Source organism: Microbacterium sp. R1 (assembly GCF_015159725.1).
Classification (GTDB): domain Bacteria; phylum Actinomycetota; class Actinomycetes; order Actinomycetales; family Microbacteriaceae; genus Microbacterium; species Microbacterium oxydans.
The window spans coordinates 148,994-173,065 of record NZ_JADDUD010000003.1 but is presented as its reverse complement, the minus strand read 5'-3'; the positions used below and the strand labels follow the sequence as shown (position 1 = coordinate 173,065).

26 protein-coding genes, 3 tRNA genes and 1 pseudogene are annotated in these 24,072 nt (G+C 68.2%); 7 read left to right on the top strand and 23 right to left on the bottom strand.

Features of this window, described 5'->3' with window-relative positions:
• Positions 1-27: 27 nt before the first annotated feature.
• The 5 genes from ILP86_RS14615 to ILP86_RS14595 form a co-directional block, all read right to left on the bottom strand.
• On the bottom strand, positions 28-426 hold the full coding sequence (locus ILP86_RS14615; protein ID WP_308431950.1) for a hypothetical protein: 399 nt from the start codon (positions 424-426) through the stop codon (positions 28-30).
• Complete coding sequence (locus tag ILP86_RS14610) at positions 423-1,028, bottom strand: Asp23/Gls24 family envelope stress response protein (protein WP_046747443.1); 606 nt, start codon at positions 1,026-1,028, stop codon at positions 423-425. Before ILP86_RS14610 ends, ILP86_RS14615 begins: the two co-directional genes overlap by 4 nt.
• Positions 1,025-1,591, bottom strand: a complete 567-nt coding sequence (locus tag ILP86_RS14605; protein ID WP_193762308.1) for an RNA polymerase sigma factor — start codon at positions 1,589-1,591, stop codon at positions 1,025-1,027. Before ILP86_RS14605 ends, ILP86_RS14610 begins: the two co-directional genes overlap by 4 nt.
• Positions 1,592-1,714: 123 nt before the next feature.
• Positions 1,715-1,888: a CsbD family protein gene (locus ILP86_RS14600; RefSeq protein WP_045263668.1), complete on the bottom strand. Its 174-nt coding sequence runs from the start codon at positions 1,886-1,888 to the stop codon at positions 1,715-1,717.
• Positions 1,889-1,946: 58 nt separating this feature from the next.
• Complete coding sequence (locus ILP86_RS14595) at positions 1,947-2,390, bottom strand: Asp23/Gls24 family envelope stress response protein (protein WP_193762307.1); 444 nt, start codon at positions 2,388-2,390, stop codon at positions 1,947-1,949.
• Positions 2,391-2,565: 175 nt separating this feature from the next.
• Between ILP86_RS14595 and ILP86_RS14590 the strand changes: the two genes are divergently transcribed.
• From ILP86_RS14590 to ILP86_RS19805, 5 genes are all read left to right on the top strand, one after another.
• Positions 2,566-3,177, top strand: coding sequence for a TetR/AcrR family transcriptional regulator (locus tag ILP86_RS14590; RefSeq protein WP_193762306.1), 612 nt, complete (start codon positions 2,566-2,568; stop codon positions 3,175-3,177).
• Complete coding sequence (locus ILP86_RS14585; RefSeq protein ID WP_193762305.1) at positions 3,178-4,848, top strand: MDR family MFS transporter; 1,671 nt, start codon at positions 3,178-3,180, stop codon at positions 4,846-4,848. It abuts the gene before it with no gap.
• 124 nt (positions 4,849-4,972) lie between these two features.
• Positions 4,973-5,281: a hypothetical protein gene (locus tag ILP86_RS14580; RefSeq protein WP_113680868.1), complete on the top strand. Its 309-nt coding sequence runs from the start codon at positions 4,973-4,975 to the stop codon at positions 5,279-5,281.
• 76 nt (positions 5,282-5,357) lie between these two features.
• Positions 5,358-6,212, top strand: a complete 855-nt coding sequence (locus tag ILP86_RS14575; protein ID WP_193762304.1) for a CPBP family intramembrane glutamic endopeptidase — start codon at positions 5,358-5,360, stop codon at positions 6,210-6,212.
• Positions 6,213-6,372: 160 nt separating this feature from the next.
• Complete coding sequence (locus ILP86_RS19805; protein WP_230977948.1) at positions 6,373-6,537, top strand: hypothetical protein; 165 nt, start codon at positions 6,373-6,375, stop codon at positions 6,535-6,537.
• Here the strand turns inward: ILP86_RS19805 and ILP86_RS20020 are convergent.
• Positions 6,516-6,647, bottom strand: a pseudogene (locus tag ILP86_RS20020) (zinc-binding alcohol dehydrogenase family protein); the annotation flags it as partial. The gene ILP86_RS19805 and the pseudogene ILP86_RS20020 overlap by 22 nt on opposite strands.
• Before the next feature lie 4 nt (positions 6,648-6,651).
• On the opposite strand from ILP86_RS20020, the gene ILP86_RS19640 reads away from it, so the two are divergent.
• The gene (locus ILP86_RS19640) at positions 6,652-6,915 is read left to right on the top strand and encodes a hypothetical protein (RefSeq protein ID WP_227751277.1); all 264 of its coding nucleotides are present in this window, start codon (positions 6,652-6,654) and stop codon (positions 6,913-6,915) included.
• Between the two features lie 151 nt (positions 6,916-7,066).
• Positions 7,067-7,783: an META domain-containing protein gene (locus ILP86_RS14565; RefSeq protein WP_193762303.1), complete on the top strand. Its 717-nt coding sequence runs from the start codon at positions 7,067-7,069 to the stop codon at positions 7,781-7,783.
• A gap of 61 nt (positions 7,784-7,844) precedes the next feature.
• Here ILP86_RS14565 and ILP86_RS14560 read toward each other — a convergent pair.
• From ILP86_RS14560 to ILP86_RS14480, 17 genes are all read right to left on the bottom strand, one after another.
• A tRNA-Met gene (locus ILP86_RS14560) sits at positions 7,845-7,918 on the bottom strand.
• A gap of 35 nt (positions 7,919-7,953) precedes the next feature.
• Positions 7,954-8,025, bottom strand: a tRNA-Thr gene (locus ILP86_RS14555).
• 68 nt (positions 8,026-8,093) lie between these two features.
• Positions 8,094-9,332 (bottom strand): M23 family metallopeptidase, encoded by a 1,239-nt coding sequence (locus ILP86_RS14550; protein ID WP_113681517.1) that lies wholly within the window; start codon positions 9,330-9,332, stop codon positions 8,094-8,096.
• Between the two features lie 121 nt (positions 9,333-9,453).
• Positions 9,454-10,248, bottom strand: a complete 795-nt coding sequence (locus ILP86_RS14545; protein ID WP_058633247.1) for an inositol monophosphatase family protein — start codon at positions 10,246-10,248, stop codon at positions 9,454-9,456.
• Entirely contained in the window at positions 10,245-11,279 is a 1,035-nt protein-coding gene (locus tag ILP86_RS14540; protein ID WP_179516197.1) for a hypothetical protein, read from the bottom strand. The genes ILP86_RS14545 and ILP86_RS14540 overlap by 4 nt, the downstream gene beginning before the upstream one ends.
• A 115-nt stretch (positions 11,280-11,394) precedes the next feature.
• Complete coding sequence (locus ILP86_RS14535; RefSeq protein WP_061017769.1) at positions 11,395-12,195, bottom strand: enoyl-CoA hydratase/isomerase family protein; 801 nt, start codon at positions 12,193-12,195, stop codon at positions 11,395-11,397.
• A 46-nt stretch (positions 12,196-12,241) separates the two neighbouring features.
• Positions 12,242-12,733: an FBP domain-containing protein gene (locus tag ILP86_RS14530; protein ID WP_058633240.1), complete on the bottom strand. Its 492-nt coding sequence runs from the start codon at positions 12,731-12,733 to the stop codon at positions 12,242-12,244.
• 83 nt (positions 12,734-12,816) lie between these two features.
• Positions 12,817-13,959, bottom strand: coding sequence for an LLM class flavin-dependent oxidoreductase (locus tag ILP86_RS14525; protein WP_193762302.1), 1,143 nt, complete (start codon positions 13,957-13,959; stop codon positions 12,817-12,819).
• Complete coding sequence (locus ILP86_RS14520; protein ID WP_193762301.1) at positions 13,956-15,026, bottom strand: LLM class flavin-dependent oxidoreductase; 1,071 nt, start codon at positions 15,024-15,026, stop codon at positions 13,956-13,958. The genes ILP86_RS14525 and ILP86_RS14520 overlap by 4 nt, the downstream gene beginning before the upstream one ends.
• Positions 15,027-15,061: 35 nt before the next feature.
• A complete protein-coding gene (locus ILP86_RS14515) occupies positions 15,062-16,723 on the bottom strand; it encodes an ABC transporter substrate-binding protein (protein WP_193762300.1) in 1,662 nt (553 codons plus the stop codon).
• Between the two features lie 50 nt (positions 16,724-16,773).
• The gene (locus tag ILP86_RS14510; protein ID WP_193762299.1) at positions 16,774-18,444 is read right to left on the bottom strand and encodes an ABC transporter ATP-binding protein; all 1,671 of its coding nucleotides are present in this window, start codon (positions 18,442-18,444) and stop codon (positions 16,774-16,776) included.
• The gene (locus tag ILP86_RS14505) at positions 18,441-19,310 is read right to left on the bottom strand and encodes an ABC transporter permease (RefSeq protein ID WP_193762298.1); all 870 of its coding nucleotides are present in this window, start codon (positions 19,308-19,310) and stop codon (positions 18,441-18,443) included. The genes ILP86_RS14510 and ILP86_RS14505 overlap by 4 nt, the downstream gene beginning before the upstream one ends.
• On the bottom strand, positions 19,307-20,296 hold the full coding sequence (locus ILP86_RS14500; protein ID WP_193762297.1) for an ABC transporter permease: 990 nt from the start codon (positions 20,294-20,296) through the stop codon (positions 19,307-19,309). The genes ILP86_RS14505 and ILP86_RS14500 overlap by 4 nt, the downstream gene beginning before the upstream one ends.
• A complete protein-coding gene (locus ILP86_RS14495; RefSeq protein ID WP_113680592.1) occupies positions 20,293-21,630 on the bottom strand; it encodes a M20 family metallopeptidase in 1,338 nt (445 codons plus the stop codon). Before ILP86_RS14495 ends, ILP86_RS14500 begins: the two co-directional genes overlap by 4 nt.
• Complete coding sequence (locus ILP86_RS14490; protein ID WP_193762296.1) at positions 21,627-22,568, bottom strand: aldo/keto reductase; 942 nt, start codon at positions 22,566-22,568, stop codon at positions 21,627-21,629. The genes ILP86_RS14495 and ILP86_RS14490 overlap by 4 nt, the downstream gene beginning before the upstream one ends.
• A gap of 389 nt (positions 22,569-22,957) precedes the next feature.
• Positions 22,958-23,042 (bottom strand) — tRNA-Tyr (locus ILP86_RS14485).
• Positions 23,043-23,128: 86 nt separating this feature from the next.
• A complete protein-coding gene (locus ILP86_RS14480) occupies positions 23,129-24,058 on the bottom strand; it encodes a PfkB family carbohydrate kinase (RefSeq protein WP_193762295.1) in 930 nt (309 codons plus the stop codon).
• Between the last annotated feature and the right edge of the window lie 14 nt (positions 24,059-24,072).

Sequence of the window (24,072 nt, the reverse complement as noted above, 5' to 3'; positions counted from 1 at the left end):
GACGGCGGCACTCGGTGGTTCCGTGCCTCAGGAGGTCGCAGGCACCTGAGGGCGTTCGGCCGGCTGCACATGCGCGACCGTGAGGGTGATGCTCTCGTGCCGCAGGCCTCGGGCGTCGAGCAGCGCGTCGACGGCCCCGTGCCCGGCGTGGAGGATGTCGCCCGATCTCGCCGTGGACTCGACCCCGAGTGTGGCCTCGACCACCACCCCGCCGTCGGCGACGATCACCGAGACCATGGGCTCATCGTCCTTTCGCGCGCCGATGGCCTCAGCGCCGAGTCGCAACAGCTGAGAGATCACAGATCCCGATCTGTAGACGCTGCGCACCCCCGGGGTCGATCGCAGGGTCGCCTCGATCGCCGCAGCGAGTTCCTCGCGCTCCTCCGCCTGCATCACGTCTCCCCCACTCACGTCTCCGCCGCTCACGACGACACCTCTCTGATGTCTCGGATCGCGATGTCGATCGCGACCACGTTCAGTTCGGTGTGCGCGCGAAGGCGACGATCCACTTCGGCTCGAAGTTCGTCCGCGACCTTCGGGATCGGCTGTCCATGCAGCGCGCTCGCATCGATCCCGACGCGGATCGGGGCCCCGGGTCGGGTCACATCGCCCTCCAGCCGGCACCGGCCGATGAGGAGACCGGGAACGGCGTCTTCCGAGGAGCGCACGAGACCGCGAACAGCTCCCTCGGTGATGGCGAGATCCGCCTTCGGATCGGGCGATTCGAAGGGGATGCGGCGTCCGGCCCGCGCATCCATCGCGATGCCGCTCAGGATGCGGTCGACCCAGCTGTCATCGACCTCGGGTTCGGCTGCGGCTTCCGCAGCGAGCAGCTCCGCGCCGAGCCCTCGCAGACGCTCGAGCGCATCCAAGGCCAGCTGACACCCGGGCGACTCGTCGATGGAACGGTCGGCCGGGCGTCTTCCGGCGTCGAGGTAGTCGGTGAGCTCGTCCAGGGTGTGCCCGTCGAGATCGGTGGGCTCGAGTCCGAGTCTGCGGATTTCAGGCGCGTCTCTGTCGTCGGTCATCGCCACTCCTCCATCCGTACGATCATGTATTTTCTGGCGCGGGCCAGTAGGCCGCGCGCCGTGGAGATCGGGATGTCCAACTGCTCCGAGATCTCCTCATAGGTGTAGCCGCCGATCTCACGAAGCACCCAGCACTCGCGTTGAGCGTCGGGCAGCTCCCGCAGAGCAGCACCGAGGGCTGCGACACCGGCGCGAGCCTCGACGACCGCGGACGGTGCCGCATGAAGAGGTGCCGGTCGGTCGATCGAGTCGATGTCGACGGCCGGGCGGATCGCACGGATGCGGTCGACCGCCTTCCGGCTGACGATCCGCATCAGCCAGCTCTTGACCTTCGCCGGATCCTCGAGCTCGCCGAACCGCTGCCACGCGACCACGAAGGACTCCTGCACGATGTCATCGACGTCGACGGAGGCGTTCAGCATCCGCTGCGTATAGGCGCGCATCATCGGCGTGTACCTGCGTACCAAGACGGCGAACGCCTCGACGTCCCCATCCATCGCCCGTCCGGCGACGATGCCGTCGTCCGCATCCTCGAGCGCTGTCCGAAAGCGTTCCTTCTCCATCTACCCCACCCCTCGATCCGATCCCCGAAGGAATTCGGAACAGATGCCCCATCGGATCGGATCATGTCTCACCCGCCTGTGAGGGATCGGGGAGAGGCGGTGCGGCCTCTCCCCCGGTCCCGCCTACTTCTTGAACGCGTCCTTCACGTCCTCCGCAGCGTCGCGCACGTTGCCCTTGGCCTGCTCGGCCTTGCCCTCGGCGACGAGCTTGTCATCGTTGATGACCTTGCCCACGGTCTCCTTGGCCTTTCCGGCGACCTTCTCGGCTGTGGCCTTGATCTTGTCTTCAGCGCTCATTTCTTCTCCCTTTCTCGTTACGGCCCCGGGTCTCGGAGCCGTGTCTTGGATGTGGCGACTACTCGCTCGCTGCCACAGCGGTCTCGCCCTCGACGTCGTCCGAGGGGACGTGCACATCGTCGATCGTGACGTTGACCTCGACGAGGTCCGCCCCTGCCAGCTCGACGAGGTCTCGATGGATAGCCGCCCTGACCTCGTCGGCGACCTTCTGCAGGGCGACCGGATACTCGGCGACGATCGTGATGTCGACGGTGATCTGCGCCTCGCCGACCGCGACGGACACTCCCTGCGAGAGGTCGGTCGTGTTGAAGGCATCCCGGATGGCTCCCACCATGCGCGCGGCGCCCCCGCCGAGCGCATGAACCCCGTCGACATCCCGCGCGGCGATGCCGGCGATCTTCGCGACCACCGCATCCTCGATCGTCGTCGTGCCCACTGCAGCCCCCTGCAGCGGTGCTTCGACGTGGATCTCGGGCTGCGTGCCCGGAGTCCTGTTCGCCATCATGAGCTCCTTCATCCGTGTTCTGCCCGTAGGGGCGCCGGTCGCGGTCGGCGACGCTATGACTAGGACGGATCGCGAGCAGCGGATGTCACAAATCGATCCGAAGAAAGTCGCCGACAACGGATACGAGCACTTCACAGTGCACTCCAAGCTTCGAAGTGCAATATTGCACTCTATGAGCGACAGTGCAGAATCCTTGCGGGAACAGCGCAAGCGGGAGACCTCCCGAGCCCTCACCGATGCCGCACGCCGGTTGACCACGGAGAAGGGGTTCGCGGGATTCACGGTCGAGGAGCTATGCGCCGAGGTCGGAGTCTCGCGGCGCACGTTCTTCAACTACTTCGAGAGCAAGGAGAACGCGGTCTTCGGCTTCGCGACGATCGATTCCCGCCAGGAAGCTCTCGAGGAGGAGTTCGCCACGCAGCGCGGAGACCTCCTCGACGACTTCATCCAGCTGACGATCCGTCGCTTCGAGCTCTTCAACCCGGTCGATGATGCCCCGGCGATGTTCGCCGTGGTCGAGCAGGAGCCGCGGCTGCTGAAGGCGGCCTTCGAACAGCTCGCCAAGAACGAGCGCCGTGACCAGACCCTGATCCTCCGTCGCACCGAGGGCGGCGATGATGCCGAACTCCGCGCCGAGGTGGTCGTGCACACCGTCGGCGCGCTCGTGCGCATGAGCATGGACCAGCTCCTGCACCACCAGTCCCCCGAGCCGTTCGCCGATCTCATCGCGCGACGCCTCGACCTCGCCCGCTCGCTCTACGCACCGTCACAGAAAGCCCGTTGAATGTCCGCCACCGCCACGAAGGATGCGCCGTTCCTGCTCACGAAGCGCCGCATCTGGATCATCTTCAGCGCTCTCATCGCGGGAATGCTGCTCTCCAGCCTCGACCAGACCATCGTGTCCACCGCCATGCCGACGATCGTCGGACAGCTCGGCGGCGTCGACCACCAGGTGTGGATCACCACCGCCTACCTGCTCGCCACCACGATCGTGATGCCCATCTACGGCAAGTTCGGCGACGTGCTGGGCCGGCGCAACCTGTTCCTCGTCGCGATCGCACTGTTCACGCTGGCATCCGTCGGCTGCGCGTTCGCCACGGACTTCTGGATGTTCGTCGTGTTCCGCGCCCTGCAGGGTCTCGGCGGCGGCGGCCTGATGATCCTGTCCCAGGCGATCATCGCCGACATCGTGCCCGCCAACGAGCGTGGCAAGTACATGGGTCCCCTCGGGGCGGTCTTCGGCCTCTCGGCCGTGGCCGGCCCTCTCCTCGGCGGCTACTTCGTGGATCACCTGACCTGGCAGTGGGCGTTCTACATCAACATCCCGGTGGGGATCGCAGCCTTCATCATCGCCCTCATCGCCCTCAAGCTCCCGAGCAAGAAGGCCGAGAAGCCGATCGACATCTTCGGGGTCATCTTCCTCTCGATCGCCACGACGTGCCTCATCTTCTTCACCGACTTCGGCGGTGACAAGGAGTTCGGATGGGACTCGCTCGCGACCTGGGCATGGGGTGCCGGGCTGATCGTCGCGGCGACGGCGTTCGTGATCACCGAATCGCGCGTGCAGGACCCGATCATCCCGCTGAGCCTGTTCCGCAACCCGATCTTCGTGAACGCCACCGCGATCGGACTGGTGCTCGGAATCGGCATGTTCGCGGCGATCGGATTCGTGCCGACGTTCCTGCAGATGTCCTCCGGCACCTCTGCGGCGGAATCCGGTCTGCTGATGATCCCCATGATGGTCGGCCTCATGGGCACGTCGATCTTCTCCGGGATCGCGATCTCGAAGACCGGCAGGTACAAGATCTATCCGATCCTCGGCACGATCATCACCGGTATCGCCATGGTCGCGATGACCACACTCTCGGCGTCGACTCCCATCTGGCTGATCTGCGTGTTCCTGTTCGTGTTCGGAGCGGGGCTCGGCCTCATCATGCAGGTCGTGGTGCTGGTCGTGCAGAACGCGGTTCCGGCGGGTGAGATCGGCACCGCGACCAGCACGAACAACTACTTCCGGGAGGTCGGCGCGTCTCTCGGCACCGCGGTCTTCGGCACCATCTTCACCACTCGCCTCACCGAGAACCTGCTCGGGGTCTTCGCCGGCGCCGGCGCATCGCCCGATGCCGCCTCAGAGGCCGCATCGACGATCGACCCTTCCACGCTCAACTCCCTGCCGGACGAGGTGCGCGACGGCATCGTCACCGCGTATGCGGATGCCCTCGCCCCGGTCTTCTGGTATCTCGTGCCGTTCATCGCCCTCGCGCTGCTGCTCTCGCTGTTCCTGAAGCAGATCCCGCTGTCGGACACCGCGGGGCTCGTGGCCAGGGGCGAGGCCATCAGCGGAGAGGAAGCGGAGCGTCTGGAGGCCGAGCAACGAGGCGTCGAATGGTCGGGAGCTGCAGTCGCGTCGTCTGGCGCACCGGAGGAGTCTGACTCGACACCGCCATCTCGATGAACACGCCAGCTCGGTGAACACGGCGGCCCCTGCCCCCTCTGGAGCAGGGGCCGCCGTCTGTCAAGGGGCTCCCGCCCCGGCTCACCTGCGGGCATGCTTCATCGTGGGGACAGTCAGGAGAATGATGGATCGCGTACCAGACCCACGGTTCGCTCTCGAGCAGGTCAGCGCCACGGATTGGGCCATCGTCGATCTGCAATACCCGGACGTAGATCACCGGCGGGTCGTGTGCCGCGTCTATGAGGATGCGCCGACAGAGGTCGAAGTGCTCTGGCTGCGTGACCTCCCCCTCGCCCTGCGCTACTCGTCCGTGAACGACGTGCTCACCGCTGTCCAGCGCTTCCACGACACCTCGCGCGCCACCCGCCCGATCCCGATCCCTCGTCTACCTCCGCCGACGGGGAGAGCAGGGCGCGGGACGCGCCCGCGATGACCAGGCGGATGGACGCGGTGCCTGCGGCTGCGCCACACTGATCGGGAGAACCGTCCCCCCGAGCCCTGGAGCTCTCATGACCGCACCCGCCCCCGCCGCCGCGACCGGCACCCCTTGGAAGAGATTCTGGGAGAAGGGCGGCTGGTGGCGCGCACTCCTTCTCGCGGCCGTCTACTTCGTGCTCTACAACGGACTGTCGCTCGCCTTCACTCCGCTCGCGGCACAGATCGACGACCCGACGGGCCCCACCGGCATCCTGGTCTTATACGCACTTCCCGTTCTCGTCGGTTGTCTGCTCCTGGTCGGCTTCGCCGCGTCGGTCAGCTGGCTCGGCGAACTCTTCAGACGGCAGCCGATCACGGGCCGCGGCTGGATGTGGATCGCGATCGTGGTCGTGCTGCTGTTCAACGTCCTGCACCTGCTCAGCATCGACTACGGCGAGGCCGGGTTCCAGGTGGTCGCGACCTGGCTGCTCGCCGGCGTCTTCATCGGTTTCGCCGAAGAGGTGCTCACTCGCGGTCTCGTCGTGAACATGCTGCGCAAGGCCGGATACCGCGAGATCGTCGTCGCCGTGATCTCGGCCGCGGTGTTCGCCGGACTCCATTCCGGGAACCTGCTCAGCGGTCAATCGCTGTTCGCCACCGCGTTCCAGGTGGTCTACACCTTCGCTTTCGGAATCTGCATGTACCTCGCCATGCGGGTCACCGGCACTCTCATCGCGCCTATCCTGCTGCACGCCAGCACCGATCCGAGTATCTTCCTCCACACGGCCTATCCGGTCGAGGGTCCGGTCTCGACGCTGGCTGGGCTCGGAAACCCCGCCGTGATCGTGGTCGGTCTCGTGCTGCTGTTCTTCATCCGCGGACGTGTCGGCGTCGCAGACGCTACGGCGGGAGACGTGGGTCCGGCCTTCGACGCACCGCAGCGCTAGGGGCGTTTCGCCTCTGGCCAGTCGGTGACGACGACCTTGCCGATCGTCCGGGAGGCCTCCACGATCTCGTGGGCCCGACGCATCGTCGCGGCGTCCAGCGGAATCCACCAGGTTCGCGACGCTCTCCAGGAGGTCGTGCTGGTAGTGGTCGGAGGGATCGGTGACGGGCCTCGTGAACATGAGCTCCCAGTGCCAGGTCACGCTCTTCGCCTTGAGCGCGTCGATGCTGCCCCCGGTCTCGTCGATGGAGACGACCTGTCCGCGCGGACGGATCACGTCGGCGATCGCCCTGACGTTGCCGGGAGTGAACGAGGTGAACACGTAGTCGACGCCGGCGGGGGCGAGCGCCGACACCTCGCCGGCGAAGTCACGGCCGACGACGTGGTCGGCCCCCATCTGACGCACCCACTCCGCCGTCTCCGGGCGCGAGGCCACGGCGATGACCTCGAGACGCGTGAGGGCCTTCGCGAGCTGGATGATCAGCGCGCCGACGCCCCCTGCCGCGCCGATCACCAGGAGCACTCCCGTGCTTTCGCGGGTGAGCGCCAGGCGGTCGAACAGGCTCTCCCACGCGGTGATGACCATCAGCGGCAGTGCGGCCGCCTCTGCGACCGACAGCGTGCGAGGAGCATGGCCGACGATGTTCTCGTTCACCAGGTGGAACCGCGCGTTCGTGCCCGAGCGATCGATCTGCCCGGCGTAGAACACGCGATCCCCCACGGCGAAGCGGGTCAACTCCTCGCCGACGGCGACCACGACCTCTGCCGCGTCGTAGCCGAGACGTGCCATCACCGCGCCGACGACACGCGTCGCGCCTGCGGTCCGTCTCGGCACTCCGCCATACCCTCAGGGACATGACCGTCGAGGATCCGGAACCTGCCCATCGCGACCGTGCGCACCGCTCCGCACTCGCCGTCACCCTCTGGTTGCTCGTTCCGTTGCTCGTCGTCGCAGCGTACGTCGCGCAGATCCTCGAGTCGTTCAGCGCCGTCGGCTGCGAAGGAGATTGCGACCTGGCACTCGCTTTCGGCGCCCGCGCCGTCTTCCCGTGGGCGGTCGCTGCCGCGGTCATCGCGGCGATCGTGGCCGCGTTCATGCTCCGGCATCGGAGAAAGCCCGCCTACTGGGCTCCCCTGCTCGGCGTGGTCCTCGTGCTGGTGTCGGCCATCACCACCAGCGCCGTCTTCCAAGCCGGGCTCGCCCCCATGTACGCGCGCAACGACAGGATCGCGAACGGTGAGGTTCCCGCCGAGACGACTCCGCCACTCCCCGACCCCGTCGGGGGCTGGGAGGCGAGCGTCGACGGAGCGACGTTCTTGTCGTTCAGTCCCGACGGGACCGTCACGGGCAGCGACGGGTGCAACGATCTGAGCGGCCGCTGGTCGCAGGATTCGGCGGGAAGGATCGAGCTGGAGACGCTCCTCCCCCAGACGGAGAACGCCTGCGACGGCATCGACGCATGGCTCGGCCGAGGGCGATCCGCGGACATCATCGACGGCTACATGTACGTCAACGGCGAGGCTGATTCGCCGATCGGTGGGCTCCAACCGGCGCGCCAGTCCCGCGACTGAGCTTCGACGCGCTGCCCCCCGTGAACGACGAAACCCCCGGGAATCCGGGGGTTTTCATCTGTAGCAGGAGCGGGGCTTGAACCCGCGACCTCACGATTATGAGTCGTGCGCTCTAACCAGCTGAGCTACCCTGCCGCGAGGCATCCGTCCGCGTGAGAAGAATGCTTGCGAGCCCCGAGTCAGGATTGAACTGACGACCCCTTCCTTACCATGGAAGTGCTCTGCCACTGAGCTATCGGGGCGTGCTGCCCCTCGCGGGGCAACCGTACGAGAATACCATTACTGTGGCGTCCTCATGAAATCGAGCCGGTCACTCCTCCGCGGTCAGCGACGATCGACCGGCGTTCGCCTTGAGCCACGGCATCGGGTCGATGGTCGTTCCGTTGACAATGAGCTCGAAGTGCAGGTGAGCGCCGTAGGAACGACCCGTGTTACCCGTCTTGCCGACGATCGTTCCGACCTTGACGGTGTCGCCGGCCTTGACGTTGAGGGAGCCGTACTGCATGTGCGAGTAGTGGCTCGTGATGACCTGGCCGTCGATGACGTGGTCGATGTAGACCGTGACCCCGAAGGCCCCGCCCTGCTCTGTGGCGATGCGGACAGTGCCGTCGGCGATGGCCTGGATCGGCGCACCGTTGCCCGGCACGAAGTCGATGCCCTCGTGGAGGCGGCCGCTGCGCATCCCATAGCCGTAGCTCATGCCGACACCGACGAGGAACGGCCACTGGATGGCGGCGTCGGGGTCGTTCGTGAAGATCTCACCCGAGTAGTTGATGCCCTGCTCGGCGGCGACCTCGGCGAGCGAGACCGTGCTGAAGTCATCGGAGCGGGAGAGCGGGACGCTCTCGACGCCGGACGGTGCGACGAAAGCCTGGATCTCGTCCTCGGCCTCGTCCTTCGAGTCGGCGGCAGCAGCGGAGACCAACGACATGGATGCGGCCGAGCCGCCCCGCACACCGGCGACCGCCTCCGCGGGGAGCGTCATGGACACCGCGAGAAGCCCTGCGAGGCTCATCACACCTACGGTTGCTCCGACCGTGACCACCTTGCGGAGGTTACGGGGGCGACGAGGGGCCACATGCGAGGGGACGACAGGCTCAGCGTCCGAACTCGCTGCGGACGACGAGCGCTCAGCCGTGGAAACCGTCGGAACCGCACCTGTCGCGCGGAAGGCACGGGAAGCGCGCTCGAACGCGTCGGCTTCGACCGCCGGTCCACGCCCGGCCTCACCGGTTTCGCGGACCGGAGCCGCAGGAGCCTCGACCGGCTCCGAGGCGACAGGAACCGCGGGAACATCGGCGATCACCGGCTCCGAGTTCGTGGCGACGAAAGGCTCGATCAGCGCTTCCGTGACCACCTCGTCGGGTGCCGGCCGCTGACGGGCGGCGCGTCGGGAAAGGGGGGCGACAGCAACGAGGGCGACGGCAGTGGAATCAGCGGCAGAAAGGGGTGCCGTCGGTCCCGCCGCGGGGGCCTCGGAGGCCGCAGTGCGGAGTCGGCTGGATCGGCGCGTGGGCGCAGAGGCAGCCTGGGAGTTCTCGAGGGGCAAAGCGTTTCTCTCGGTCGTGCGTCGTGCTCGGGGGGCGCAAACTTTGACTTTCACCTTCGGGTGATGAAAGTAACGATCGGGTAAACCCTACCGTGACCAGGCTGAGAATGCCATGAATCGTTCACGGATTCTCCGCGAGGATCGCGAGCAGTCGGGCGTGCACATCGACTCCCCCCGCCACCAGCATCGGGCGTGGGGAGTCGACATCCGTTCGGGACACCACGCCTCCGGCTTCCTCGACGAGGAGCGCACCGGCGGCGAAGTCCCAGGGGCGAAGGCCCCGCTCGAAGTAACCGTCCAGTCGCCCCGCAGCGACGAAGGCCAGGTCGAGTGCGGCCGCACCCATACGTCGCACATCGCGAGCCATCGGCATGACCCGCGCCACGGTCGCGATGTCGCCTTCGTGGGTGGCGGGGTCGTAGCCGAAGCCCGTGGCGAGGAGAGCGCCGGCCGGGGTCGTGTCCGTCACCGCGAGACGAATGCCGTTCGACCAGGCGCCATGACCTCGCGCCGCTGAGAAGGTCTCTCCCAACGCCGGGGCGTTGACGGCGCCGGCGAGCGCTTCCCAGGTCTCGGGATCGGGTTCCCCGCGGACCGCGCCGATGCTCACGTTGTACGCCGGGATGCCGTACGCGTAGTTGACGGTGCCGTCGATGGGGTCGACGATCCACGTGATCCCGCTGCTCCCCGCTTCGGCCCCCGTCTCTTCGCCGAGAAAGCCGTCGTCCGCCCGCGCCGCGCGGAGACGCGAACGGATGAGCGCTTCGACCTCTCGGTCTGCGTCCGTGACGATGTCGGCCAACGACGACTTGGTCGCCGCCAGGCGCACCCCTTCCTGTCGTCGAAGTCGCGCGAGCTGCCCTGCTTCCTCGGCGATCTCGGTCGCGAGGTCGCGGAGTTCGAGTTCCAGCGTCACTGTTCGGGCTGCCGGGGCGCGGGCGGCGGCGGCGGGAAAGCCTGCGAAGCCTCCTGCGGGGAGGCCGGGATCTGCGTGGCCGGGGCAGGGGGCATCGGGTGCTCGCCCGGAGTCGAAGGCGCGGGCTCTGCGGGCTGCGAGAACTGCGGCGGCGCGAACTGAGACGCAGCGGGCTGCGGCGGCGCGGGCTGCGGCGAGACGGGCTGCGGCACGACGGGGAACCCCGAGACGGGCGCTTGCGGGAGTGCCTGCTGGGGCGGGGCGACCGTCGGGTACCCGGTGTAGTAGGCGTTCCAGTCGGGCGATGCATCGGGCAGCGCCGGAAGCGGGGTGATGCCATCGGCGTAGGTCGGCCACGACGGCGCCGACGCGACGGCACGGTTGGCCGGGGTCTTCTTCTTCGGCGCGAAGAGCGCATTGAGCAGCGGGATCAGCGTGGTGCCAACGGCCACGAGGATCGTGAGTGCGACCACGATGCGCCAATACAGCTCGCCGTAGTGGAACGTGTGGGGGAAGGCGAGGAAGAACACGAGCATGCCGACGAGACCGACGAGGAAAGTGACCGTCACGATGTAGATCACTCGGGTGAAGGTCGTGACGTATCGCTGCGCTGCCGGCGTGAACAGGCGCACGTGCAGCAGTGCCAGCTGGAGGATGCCGATCACGAGGAGCAGCTGGAAGAAGCGCTCGGCGCCGAAGTAGAACCCGTCCTCCGGGAGCCAGATCTTCACGGCGCCGACGAGGAGGGCGACGATCCAGCTCACCATGCTCGCCAGCTGCAGCCAGTCGGGGCGGTTCGGCGCCAACCCGGCCTCGAGGATCGCGATTCCCGCGAACGCCGCCAGCAGCAGGATCGTGAGGAACGCACGACCGATCAGACCGTCTTGGTCACCGATGAGCACCCAGATGACGCACACGAGGGCCGCGGCGATGAGAGCGCCGATGGCGATCCACAGGGAGCCCCTGATCAGCAGCGACATGTTCTTCTTCTCACCCTGCGGTCGATGCGTGGTGATGTCCGGCTGGGACATGGCGTTCCTCTCGTCGAGCGGCGATGCCTTCATCCTGCCATGCGCGCCGACGGTTGCCAGGGGTTCGACCCCGTCGCGGGAAGTCGGTTGACCCTTCGGGTCTGGGGAGGAGAGGTCAGCCGGTCTTCTTCGCCGACGCCGCAGCGAACGCCGCGACCCTCGCCTGCGCGTCGGGTGTCTCGAGGGCGGCACCGATCGAGCGCGCCTCTTCGCCCAGCTGCTCGACGAAGGAGCGTTCCGGCTGCTCGCGCACCAGCCTCTTCGCCTGACCGTAGGCGTCGGCGGCACCCGCCAGCCAGAAGCGTGCGATCTCCTCACCGCGCGCTCGCACACGCTCCGCCTCCGCGGCGGCGTCCTCACCCTCGACGGCCTCGGCGACGAGTCCCCACTCGACGGCCTCCGCTGCGGTGAGCAGCCGATCCTGCAGGACGAGCTGCAGGGCACGGCGCTGGCCGACGGCACGAGCGAGCTGAGCGGAGACCGACAGGTCTGGGGTCAGACCGATGTTCGCGTACAGGCTGCCGAGCTTCGACCGCGAGCCCACGACGGCGTAGTCGCTGCACAGCAGGATGCCCAGGCCACCTCCCGCGGTCGTGCCGTGGGCCGCGGCGACGACAGGCACCGCTGATTCCGTCAGCGAGCGGATGCCGGAGTTGATGACCTCGGCGAGCGCGGTGATCTCCGCACCGGACGCGCCCATGGTCGTCGCCATGTCGATCACGTCGCCTCCCGCGCAGAACGCAGGACCCGCGGCATCGATGAGGATCGCCTTCACGTCGGTGCGCGACGTGGCCTCGGCCGTCGCGTCCTTCCAGGCGTGCGCCAGGTCGGCGTTGAACGCGTTGAGCCGAGCGGGCCGGTTCAGTGTGAGCCGAGCCATCCCCTCTTCGACGGCGAACAGGATGGCGTCAGTCATGGCTTCTCCTTCGAGCACAGAACGTGTCGCACCAGCGTAACCGCGATCAGACCCGCTCCCAGACCTGCGAGACGAAGCTCTCCATGCGCCGGCGCGTGCCGTCGAGACGGAAGTCGACCTGACCGGGCGACCTGACCTCGTTCGGTGCGAGCGGGTGCGCGAGGCGCACGTTCTCGTGGCAGGAGAGGTCGGCGCACATGTAGGTGCCGAACGAATCCCCCCGCTTGCCCGCTTCGCCTGCTCGACGGGCGGAGAGGAGGGCGACCTGGTTCCCCGGCTGCATCGTGTGGCAGATGTTGCACATGCCCGACCTCGCGCGACCGGGGTCCGTCGCACGCAGCACCACCCCGATCACCTCGTCGTCGTGCGGGATCAGCACATAGCCGCGACGGCTCGCACCGGGGTCCTGCCAGGCGAAGAAGTCGAGGTAGTCCCAGTCGACGAGCAGGAAGTCATGAGGCATCTCCATCAGACGCAGCTCGTCATCGTCCGCATTGACGAACGATGCCCGGACTTCGGCTTCGGTGAGCGGTCGCATCTCTCCAGTCTAGGAAACCGTTCGCGGGGGCGGGGCGGGGACCCCCCGCCCCGCCCCCGTTCTGCGAATCGACTCGAGCCGCGTCAGCCCCCCTGCAGTGTGTCCGCTCTGGCGTTCACCTCTGCCAGCGCGGATGCTCGTTGCGCGCGCCACCCCTCCTCGACCAGCGGCACGACCTCTCGCAGGAGCACGCGGGCGCGATCGATCGTCTCGGCCCTGTCGAGCACGGCCGGATGGATGCCCAGCACCAGCTCGTCGGTCAGCGCGATCGTGGGGTCGGCGAGCAGATCGGCGGCGAGCGCCTCAGGGCTCCCCCAGGCGAAGTTGTCCGACAGCAGCTGGTCCGGGATCGACAGCGACAGATCCACGCGTCCGGCTGCAGCGCTGGCGACGTTCCAGCGGGCGGTGCGCTCTCCGGCCAACGCGAGGGCTTCCTCGGTCGTGCGGCCGGGGAAAGCGGAGCGGGAGGTGACGACCCAGGGAGTGCGCGTCGATCCCCAGGTGTCCGCGAAGACCCGACGGTACTCTCGCACGGAGTCCGCCTGGCGCCGCTGGAATGCCGCCCGCGCATCAGGGTGCCGCTCCGGCCCGTTGCCGAACCGCTCCAGGATGAAGCCGTCGCCGGTGCGCCCCGCGAAACGGATCGTGTCGATGTTCGAGCTGCCGTGGAACAGCCGTCCCTCGAGCGCGGTGTTCTGTGGCCAGATCGCGCCCGTGCCCCCATCGACCACGCCTCCCTGGAGCGCCCAGTGCAGACGGTCGATCTGATTCTCGAAGCTGGTGTCGCGGTCATTCGTCCAGGTGTGGAACACGTGATAAGAGTCGGAAGGGACTCCCTTCCCGAGGCCGAGCAGCAGCCGCCCACCGGCGAGATGGTCGATCGCGGCGACCTCCTCCGCGGCGCGCACAGGATCGTCGAGGATGATCGGCAGCACCGCGGTACCGAGTCCGATCGTGCTCGTCGCGGCGGCGAGCGCCCCCAGAAACCCGTACGGGGAGGGAAGAGCCGCCCACCCGGAGTGGAAGTGCCGTGTGGCGATCCAGGCGCTGTCGTAGCCGAGCTCCTCGAGCTCCTGGATCAGACGGATCGTGTCTCGATAGACGAATCGCGGATCCTCGCTGTGGTCGAGGTGCGTGATGAAGCCGATACGCAGACGGTCACCGATCGTGGTCGAGCCGAGGGGCAGGTCGGTGCCTCCGAACGGGGAGGATGTAGTTGCGGTCATCCGCGGGCCTCCTGCACGCGAGGGCCGGCACTGAGCGCGCGCTCGGGAATGCCGGGATCGACATAGTCGACGGCCGTGCGCACGGCGTCCGCCTGCAGCGCGGGCAGTTCCGCCGCGAACAGCTCGATCGCCGTCAGCGCCTGCAGTTGGCTGATCCCCGGTCCCTGGAACTGGATCGCGGTCTGCTCGGTGCCGTCGAACTGGTCGTTCCACTCATGGACCTTGTCGGCGACCTCGGGTGCGGTGCCGATCGCGAAGCTCAGCTGCTCGGCGATGTCGTCGTAGTCCTCGGAGTCCACCCCTCCTGTCCAGTCCAGACCGAGATAGATCCGCGCGTACGTGCGCAAGAACTCCAGCGCTCCGGCGCGTGCGGCGTCCTTCGTCTCGGCGACGAGACCGGATCGCAGATGGATGATCTCTCCGCCGGGGACGGTGGCGCGATACTCGCGGCTGAACCGCAGTCGTTCCTCCAGCGGGAGCGGACGCGGGATCATCAGCCGGTAGCCGTGCCGAGCCGCCAGGCCGATCGCGTTGCGGCCGGCCGCCGTCCAGATGAGGTCGCGTGCGGGACGCCCCGCCGGCGGCGAGATCTCCACACCGTGGAAGGAGTAGTACTCCCCCTCGAAGTCGACGACCTTCTCATCGATCGCCTGCCGCAGGATCTCGTGGACCTCGGCCGACCGCGCGGAGGACGAGGCCTTGTCGATCCCCCACACGGCGAAGAACTCCTCCGAGCCGACGCCGCTGCCGACACCCAGATCGAGCCGCCCACCGGATACCGCGTCGAGCAGCAGCGCCGACTCCGCGAGTCGGATCGGGTGGTAGAACGGGGCGCACACGATCGAGGTCCCGAGCCGGATGCGGCTGGTCACTCCGCTGAGTCGTGCGAGGAAGAGCAGCGGGTCCGGCACCTCCCCGCGCATCGTGAGGTGGTGCTCGGTGATCCAGACGCCGTTGTATCCGAGCTGGTCACCCAGGATCACCTGTTCCTCGATGTCGCGATAGAGCGAGACCGGACTCTGTCCGGGCGAGACGTCTCCGTAGTAGAAGAGATCGATGCGTGGCATGTGCTGGTCCTTTTCCTCTCAACAGGGGTGGTGCGTCACTCGGAGAGCCAGGTGTCGTAGAACGAGTCGGTGTAGCCGACGGCGTCGAAGGTCCATCCGTGAACGGCCGGAGTGGTGCCGACGATCTTCTTCGGGATGTACAGCGGAACCGCGAAGCCCTCGTCGAGGATGCGGGCCTGCACGATGTGCGCCGCTTCGATGCGCGCCTCGGGGTCGCCGTCGGACTGCACGATCGCGTACTGCGCGTCGATGACCTCGTCGTTCAGCAGGCCGTAGTTGATGCCGTTGCCGCCGTTGCGCGGGTCGGCGCTGGAGGTGAAGGGCGAGACGGAGGTGCCCACATCGGCGTAGCCGCGGGAGGCGTCAGCGAGGTTGTGCTCGTTCTTCGCGATCGCCGCCGTGAAGGAGGCGGTGTCGAACGGGATGCGCTCGACCTCGAATCCGGCGTCCTTGAGCGAGGAGGCGATGGCCTCGCCGAGCTGCTGACGCTGATCGGTCTGCACGTACAGGCTGTCGAAGTACCAGTCGATGTGCAGACGCTCGCCGTCCTTGACCCGGTAGCCCGCGGAGTCGACCTCGTCCCAGCCCGCTTCGTCGAGCAGTTCCTGCGCCTTGTCGAGGTCGTAGCCCCATGAGCCCTCCAGGCTCTCGTCGTAGGCGCCGACCGGCGGGGTGCCGGGCAAGGTCGTCGTCCAGGAGCGGCTGTAGACACCGCCGTAGACGCTCTTCAGGAGGGCATCGATGTCGATCGCCTCTCGGAACGCGAGGCGCACGTTCTTGTCGTCAAAGGGAGCGATGTTCGTGTTCAGCGCGAGATAGTAGGGCGTTCCCGTGTTGTCCTGCGTGATGACGGTGTTGCCGGCCGCCTCGACCTCGCCGATGTTCAGCGGCGGCACCTGATCGATCGCGTCGGCCTGCTTCGAGTTGAGAGCACCGATGCGCGCCTGCGTCTCCGGCACGAACTGGATGACGACCTCGTCGAGGTAGGCGGGCCCCTCGTGGTCCGCGGTCTCGGGTGCCCACGCGTAGTCGGGATTGCGCTCGAGCACGAGCTTGGATCCCTTCGCGTATTCCTTGACGCGGAAGGGGCCGGTCCCGATCGACAGGGCCGGGTCGGTCCCGAGCTCGGCGGCGGTGTGCTCGCTGAGCACCTTGCCGGAGTAGATCGGCCAGTGCGGGGTGGAGAGCGCGTGGATGAACGCGGCGTTCTTGCGACCCAGGGTCACCTGCAGCTCGTCGTCGCTCAGGACAGCCGTGGAGACGATGGCATTGCCCGCAGTCGCCAGACCGACCTCGTTGAGCGGTCGATCGAGGTTCTGCTTGAGCACAGCCGCGTTGAACGGGGTTCCGTCATGGAAGACGACGTCATCGCGCAACGTGAAGGTGTAGACCAGTCCGTCGTCGCTGATCTCCCACCCTGTGGCCAGATGCGGCTTGTACGTGCCGTCCTCCGCCTGCACCACCAGCGGGTCGAAGATGCTGCTGTTGATCGAGTTCAGGTTGAGGGAAGGGACCTTCTGTCCGTCCCAGGTCCCGGGCTCGGTGTTCGCGAGATAGGTGAGCGTCCCACCGGAGACCGGCGAGGCGTCCGCGGCATCCGACGACGACGGCGCCGATGCGCCGCCGGCGCAGGCGGACAGGGCGAGGGAGGCGGTCAGGACGGCGCCGAGCGCGAATGCTGCTCGTGTTCTGTTCATGGTGAGGGTTCTTCCTTGGTCGCTGTGTGCGGGTGTGGTCGGGCGGGCGGTCAGGGCAGGAGGCGCGGGACGGCGGCGAGCAGTTCGCGGGTGTAGGGCTGGGCGGGAGCGGCGAAGATGTCGTCGGCCGGGCCCGACTCGACGACACGTCCGTGCCGCATCACGACGATGTCGTGCGCCAGATGGCGGACGACGCCGAGGTCATGACTGATGAAGAGGAGCGAGACGCCGAGCTGCTCCTGCAGCGCCTGCAGCAGGTCGAGAACCTGTGCCTGCACCGAGACGTCGAGCGCTGACACCGGCTCGTCGCACACCAGCACGTCGGGGTTCGTCGCGAGCGCCTTCGCGATCGCGACTCGCTGGCGCTGCCCTCCGGAGAGGTCGAGGGGACGGCGTGCGAGCACGGCACCGGTCAGTCCGACCTGGGTCAGCAGCTCCTCGGCGCGCTCCCGACGTCGCTCGCGAGGAACAGCACCCGCGGCGATCGCTTCACCGAGCACCGCGGCCACGTCATAGCGCGGGTCGAACGAGCTGAGCGGATCCTGGGAGATCGACTGGATGCGCGGACGCCGGATTCGTCGCTCCCGCTCGGGGATCCCCGACCAGGGCTTCGCGTCGAACACCACCTCGCCGCGATCGGGGGCGAGGGTGCCGAGGACGATCTGCGCGGCCGTGGACTTGCCGGAGCCCGACTCCCCGACCACGCCCAGGGTGGTGCCGCGGCGGAGGGCGAAGGAGACGTCGTCGAGAGCCGAGAGGACACCACCGGGCACGCGGTACGTCTTGTGGAGGCCGCGGGCTTCGATCACGGGGGTCGCGCTCTGCAGGGTGGCCTCCGATGACCGCCGCTCCTGCAGCACCGGCAGCGGAGCGGTCGAAAGACGCGTGCCGCGACGATGCTCGGCCGGAATCGCGTCGATGAGCCGACGCGTGTACGGTTGCTGCGGGTCGGCGAAGATCGTGCGTGGAGCTCCCCGCTCGACGACCACGCCCTGGTTCATCACCAGGATCTCGTCGGCGATGCGGCTCACGACGGCGAGGTCGTGGCTGACCAGGAGGATGCCGGTGCCGGTGGTCTTGAGTTCGATCAGCAGATCGATGATCTGCGCCTGCACCGTGACATCGAGCGCCGTCGTCGGTTCATCCGCGATGAGCACGCGCGGCCCACCCGCGATGGCCGACGCGATCAGAGCACGCTGTCGCAATCCACCCGAGAGCTCATGCGGACGCTGCTGCGCGCGCATCCGAGGCTCGGGGACACCGACGCGACCGAGCAGCTCCTCGACGTTGGCCGCACGCGCCCGCCGGGAGCCGATGCCATCGATACCTTCGGCGACCTCGGCTCCGACCCGACGCAGCGGATCGAGCGAGACCAGCGCGTCCTGATGCACGAGGCCGATCCCACTCCCCCGCACGGCACGCCATCCGCGACCACGCAGCCCCCTCAGGTCGATCGCGCCGTAGCGGAGCTCGGTCGATGTGATCTGCGCGCCGCGGCCGGACAGTCCGAGAAGACTGCGCGCGGTGACACTCTTGCCCGACCCCGATTCACCGACCAGGGCCACGCAGCGTCCGGCAGCGACGGCGAACGACACGCCGTCGACCGCAGGGGCAACGGTCCCGGGGAAGCGCACACGCAGGTCGCGCACCGAGACGATCGCCGTCTCGTGGGCTTCCTCGTCGACGGTCGACACCAGGGGGTGGGAATCGACGACGGTCACAGCGACCTCCTCCGCGAGACGACGCTCTGCTGCCACCAACGGCCGGTCACCGTGACCGAGACCACGGTCAGGGTGATGAAGACTCCGGGCCAGACGCTGACCCACGGAGCGAGCGAGAGGTACTGTCTGGCCTCCGACAGCATCAGCCCCCATTCCGGGGTGGGCGGCACGGCACCGAGTCCGAGGAAGCTCAGCGACGCGCCGAAGATGATGCACACCCCGACGCCGAGCACCGAGTTGACGAGCACGGGGCCGAGACTGTTGGGAACCACGTGCCGCGCGACCACCGTGAGCGACGGCAGCCCGAGCCCCACGGCCGACGAGACGTAGGAGGATCGGCGCACCTGCAGCACTTGAGACCGCACGAGGCGAGCCGCACCGGGGATACGGCCGATACCGACGGCCCAGATGACGCTCGACATCCCCGGGCCGAGCACGGTGATCAGGATCAGCGCGAGCAGCACCTCGGGAAAGGCGAGCAGGATGTCGAGGAACCGGCTGATCAGCCGGTCGGCCAAGCCGCGGGAGTATCCGGCGGCGACCCCGAGCACGATGCCGCCGACGAGGCCGATCGCCGTCGCGAGCAGGCCCAGAGAGAGCGAGTACTGGGCGCCGTGCAGAACGCGTGAGAGCACGTCGCGACCGAGCTGATCGGTACCGAAGGGGTGCGCCGCACTCGGCGCCTGGAGTGAGGAGAGCGGATCACCCTGCAACGGGTCATATGAGGTGAAGGCCCCAGGAGCGAGGCCGATCACGAGCAGGGCGGCGAGCACCGCGATCGCCAGGAGCACGCCGACCGGCGGATGCACCCGTCGGCGCACGAGGCCGTCGGCGGGGGCCGGTTGCAGGACGGCCGAAGCGGTCATGAGCGCGCCTCCTTCAATCTCGGGTCGAACAGCGGGTACACGAGGTCGACCACGATGTTCACGACCACGAACACCAGGGCCGCGAAGACCACGGTGCCCAGCACCACCGGGATGTCGCGGTCGGCGACCGCGGAGACGGCGATGCGGCCGAGGCCCGGACGGGCGAACAGGGTCTCGAGCACTGCTGCGCCGCTGAGCAGCGAGCCGAAGATCAGGGTGCTCAGCGTGAGTGCCGGAATCGCGGCATGGCGCAGCACGTGGTGCGAGCGCAGCCGACTCTCCGAGACACCACGGGCGAGGACGGTCGTCACGAAGGGCTCGTGCAGCGTGTACTCCATGCGCTCGCGGAGCACCTGGGCGAGCACCCCGATGAGCGGCACCGAGAGGGTGACGGCGGGGAGCACGAGGGAGGCGGGACCATTGGCGCCGAAGGCCGGGAAGATCGGGAACGTGAACGAGAGCAGGTTCATCAGCAGGATGCCGAGCCAGAACGACGGCACCGAGATCGCGACCAGCTCGATCGCCTGCGCAGCCAGACGCGCCGAGCGGCGACGTCCGGAAGTGGCGAGCGCGAGTCCCACCGCGACGATGCCGGCGATCGCCATGGCGGTCACCGTGAGCTCGACCGTCGCACCGAGCTCGGAGAAGATGATCTGTGTGACGGGGGCGGAGCGTTGGTAACTGATCCCCAGATCCCCCTGCACCAGGTTCGCGAGGAACGTGAGGTACTGCACGAACACGGGTTGGTCGAGGCCGTAATACGCGGCGACCTGTTGGCGCAGCTCCGGCGGCGCATCGAGCACCCCGGCGAGCAGGCTGTCGAGCGGATCGCCGGGAATCAGCTTGAGCGCCACGAAAGCGAGGGTCGCCGCTGCCCAGAGCACGATCACCGCGTCGAGCAGCCGGTGCAGGGTGAACGGCAGCCACCCCCCGAAACGGATGCCGCGCACCCGGGTGGCCGGTGCGAGCGCTGCTGTCGCCGTCATCCGTCCCCCCAGCGGTACCGTCCACCGGTCGCGACGAACTCGGCGGAGACCGCCGCCTGCAGCCCCTCGTCGGCGAGGTAGTCGAGTGCTGTCGCGGCGAGACCGATCGCACCGTCGACCAGCGTGTCGAACGCAGGAGGACGCACGGTGGCATCCGCGAAGGCGGCGTTGTGGGGCAGCACGTCGGAGGCCGCGCCCAGACCGAGCGCCGGGTGTATCGCCGGGATGAACTGACTGACGTTGCCCATGTCTGTCGATGGGCCGCCCTGCCGCACGACCGCCGGCCGTACGGGGACGGATCTGCCCTGCCGGGTGAGGGCGGTGGCCCAGCGCTTGTTCAGCTCGACGTTCGGGCGCAGCGGGAGGTAGGGCGGCTCGAAGTCGACGTCCAGCTCCGCCGTGGTGCCGGTGCTGAGCGCCGCCGCTTCGAGGATGTCGACCACTCGCTGCGTCAAGGCGTTCAACGTCGCCACCTCGGTCGAGCGGATGAGGAACTCCGCAGCGGCGCGCTCCGGCACGACGTTGGCCGCCGCGCCGCCGTCGGTGATGATGCCGTGGATCCGGTCGACGGGCAGGATGTGCTGACGCAGCTGCGCCACGCCCTGGTAGGCGGTGACCACGGCGTCGAGCGCGTTGAGACCGAGGTACGGACTGAGCGCGGCGTGGGCCGCGCGACCGCGGTAGGTCACCCGCACGCGGCGCACGCCGCTCGTGCCGCCTCCATACACCGGGGAGACACTGGTACCTCCGCCCGGGTGCACCATCGCCGCGGCATCCACGTCGTCGAAACCGCCGGCGCGGATGATGAGCTCCTTGCCCGCCCCGCCTTCCTCGGCCGGGGTACCGATGATCGACAGGCGCCCTCCGCCCGGCGCGAGATGATCCCGTGCCGCCAGGAAGGCTCCGACTGCCTGACCGGCGATGATGTTGTGCCCGCACGCATGACCGACCTCCGGCAGCGCGTCGTACTCCGCGATGATCGCGAAGTGCGCGTCGCCCTCGCCCACCGTGGCCCGGAAAGCGGTGTCGAGTCCGAAGGCTCCGCGTTGGACGTCGATGCCGTGTGCGTCGAGGAGGTCGGCGATGCGTCCGGAGGAGTAGACCTCCTGGAAGCCGATCTCGGGGTTTTCGTACAGATCGGTGGCGAGCGCGACGAGCTCGGGGCGCAGAGCCCTCACCGACGCGGCGATGCGGTCGTGCGTGCCGTCCGCGGCACCGTCGAAGGCACTCTCGATCGAGGCGTCGGCGGGGATGCTCCCCCGCTGCGGTGCGGCGGTGTCGAAGGCCAGATACGCGTCGAGCGGGTCTGTGCCGGGTCGGATGTCGAGGCTCATCTCTCGTCCTCCGCCGTGCGACGCGGGTCGAAGGCGACGCCGCCGAGCGCATCGGCGACCTCGGTTGCCAGCCGACTCGTCACATCATCCGGCAGTCGCAACTCCAGGGCACGTCGATTCTCGGCGAGGTGTCGGAGGGAGCGCGACCCGACGAGGGCGAGTCCGTTCGGACGCGTGCTCAGCGCCCAGGCGAGGGCGGTCTGCGCTGCCGACAATCCGAACGGTGCTCCCCCCGCGCCGAGCACCCGGAAGACCCGGTCGTACTCGCTGCGCGCCAGCCCACGACCGATCAGCGCCCAGTAGGCGACGAAGGGCACGCCCAGCTCCGCGGCTCTGTCGGCGACCACCGCGTTCGCCGGCGCCGCGATGTTGTACAGGCTCTGCACGGCCGCCGGCACCTCGATTTCGACCAGTTCGTCGAGCTGGGTGAGGTCCGGCTCGCACACACCGAGGTGACCGATCAGCCCGTCGTCGCGGAGCTCGCGCAGCGTTCCCCACTGATCGGCGAGCGGGACGGCAGGGTCGATGCGGTGCAGGTACAGCAGGGGGATCTGATCCCGGCGCAGTCGGAGCAGCGTGGCGTGCACCTGCTGACGGAGATAGTCCGGTCGGCCGAGCACACCCCACCCGTGCGGACCGGTGCGCAGCATCCCGACTTTAGACGCGACGAGCACGTTCTCGGAGGGACGGACGACGTCTCCGATGATCTCGTCGCTGATGCCGGGACCGAGCGCATCGGCGGAGTCGACGTAGTCGTATCCCTCGTCGATCGCCGCACGCAGGAGCCGGCGTGGCTCGCCCTCGTCGGAGGCGCGCCCCCATCCGTCACCTGCGGTGAGCCGGGCGGCGCCGAAGCCGAGCCGGGAGACTGGTCGCCCGGCCAGGGTGATGCTCGTCTGCGCCGATGGCGCGACGGCTGGGATGCTGACGGTGTGCACGGGACTCCTCGGGTCGACTTCTGCCCGAAATCTATGGGCTCGCCCGTACCTGCAGCCCGTCCGCAGTCACCGTTCGTCGTCGATGGATATCCGGCTTCACGACGCGTAACAGGGAGACTTCGTCGAGCCCGTCGACGTGCGATGCAGGTCCGGTCCCCCATTCACACGGTCCGCTCCGTCGAGGGCCGTGCAGCGGACGTGGTCAGGCGACGACGGCGGTGACGTCGGATACGCACGCCGACCCGTGTGGATGCTCGGAACGCTGTCGCGGGTGCCCGGGATCGGGCTCGCCCTGACCGGCTGTGTCACGTGGTTATCACGCGGCCGGTTCAGGGAACAGCTAAGGCCCCGACTCCCGCGTATTTCCGCGGATCTCGGGGCCTTGATTGTGGTGGCGAGTGAGGGATTCGAACCCCCGAATGCAGTGCAGTCTGATTTACAGTCAGATCCCTTTGGCCGCTTGGGTAACTCGCCAGAGCGCACCCGTCCGACTTGAACAGCCAACCGGGGGCACGAGAGATAAGCATACCTGTCCGAGGCGGGTGCAAGAAATCGAAACGTCAGCTGCCGTTCACGCCCCGCCCCGAGTCGGCCAGAGACTCCGGAGTCCGCAGCAGGCCGCCCTCTGCGCGGCAGGTCGCAGCGGCGATGTCCATGGCTCGCAGCAGGAGCACGCGCCACTGCGCCAGGTCGGACGGCGACGCCGAGACCAGGCCCTCGGAGACCGCCGCGAGCGTCGCGTCACCCGCCCCGACGGTGTCGATCACGGCTCCGGGAAGCTGGGCGATGGGCACGGAGACGACACCGGCGTCCGCATCGATCGTGGCACCGTCCGCTCCCGCGGTCGCCAGTACGGCAGCGGCTCCGAGGTCTCGCAGGCGCCCCCGCAGTGCGTCCAGGTCGCCGTCGTAGAGGATCGCTGCATCATCCGCGCCGACCTTGACGACGGCCGCCGACGTCGCCAGCCGCTCGAACCCGCGGACGAACTCCTCGCGATCGCTGAGCATCCCGGTGCGCGGGTTCGGGTCGACGGCGACCCTCGCATCGCCCAGGGCATCGACCAGGGCATCGACCTCTGCCGGCACATCGAAGGGGAAGCAGCTGATGGCGACGAGCGCGGCGTCGGAGATCGCCTGACGTGCCTCATCGGAGTATCGGATGCTGCGCTTCTGCGCCGCCTCATTGAACACGTACTGCGGCTCGCCGTTCGACGCGCGCTGTACGACGGCACGAGAGGAGCCGTGCGGGGCCTCGCTCGAGATCAGGCGCACCCCGTGATCCCCGAGGTACTCGCGGATGTGGGCGCCCGCTTCATCGTCACCGACCATCGCGATCAGCGTGGTGTCGACCCCCAGCCGACGAAGGCCGACGGCCACGTTCAGCGCAGCGCCGCCGACGAGCTCGCGCACCCCCGAATCATCACGGATCTCATCGATCAGGGCATCGCCGATCACGACCACGGAACCGGCAGCAGAAGTCACGTTGCTCACCCGCTGACACTATC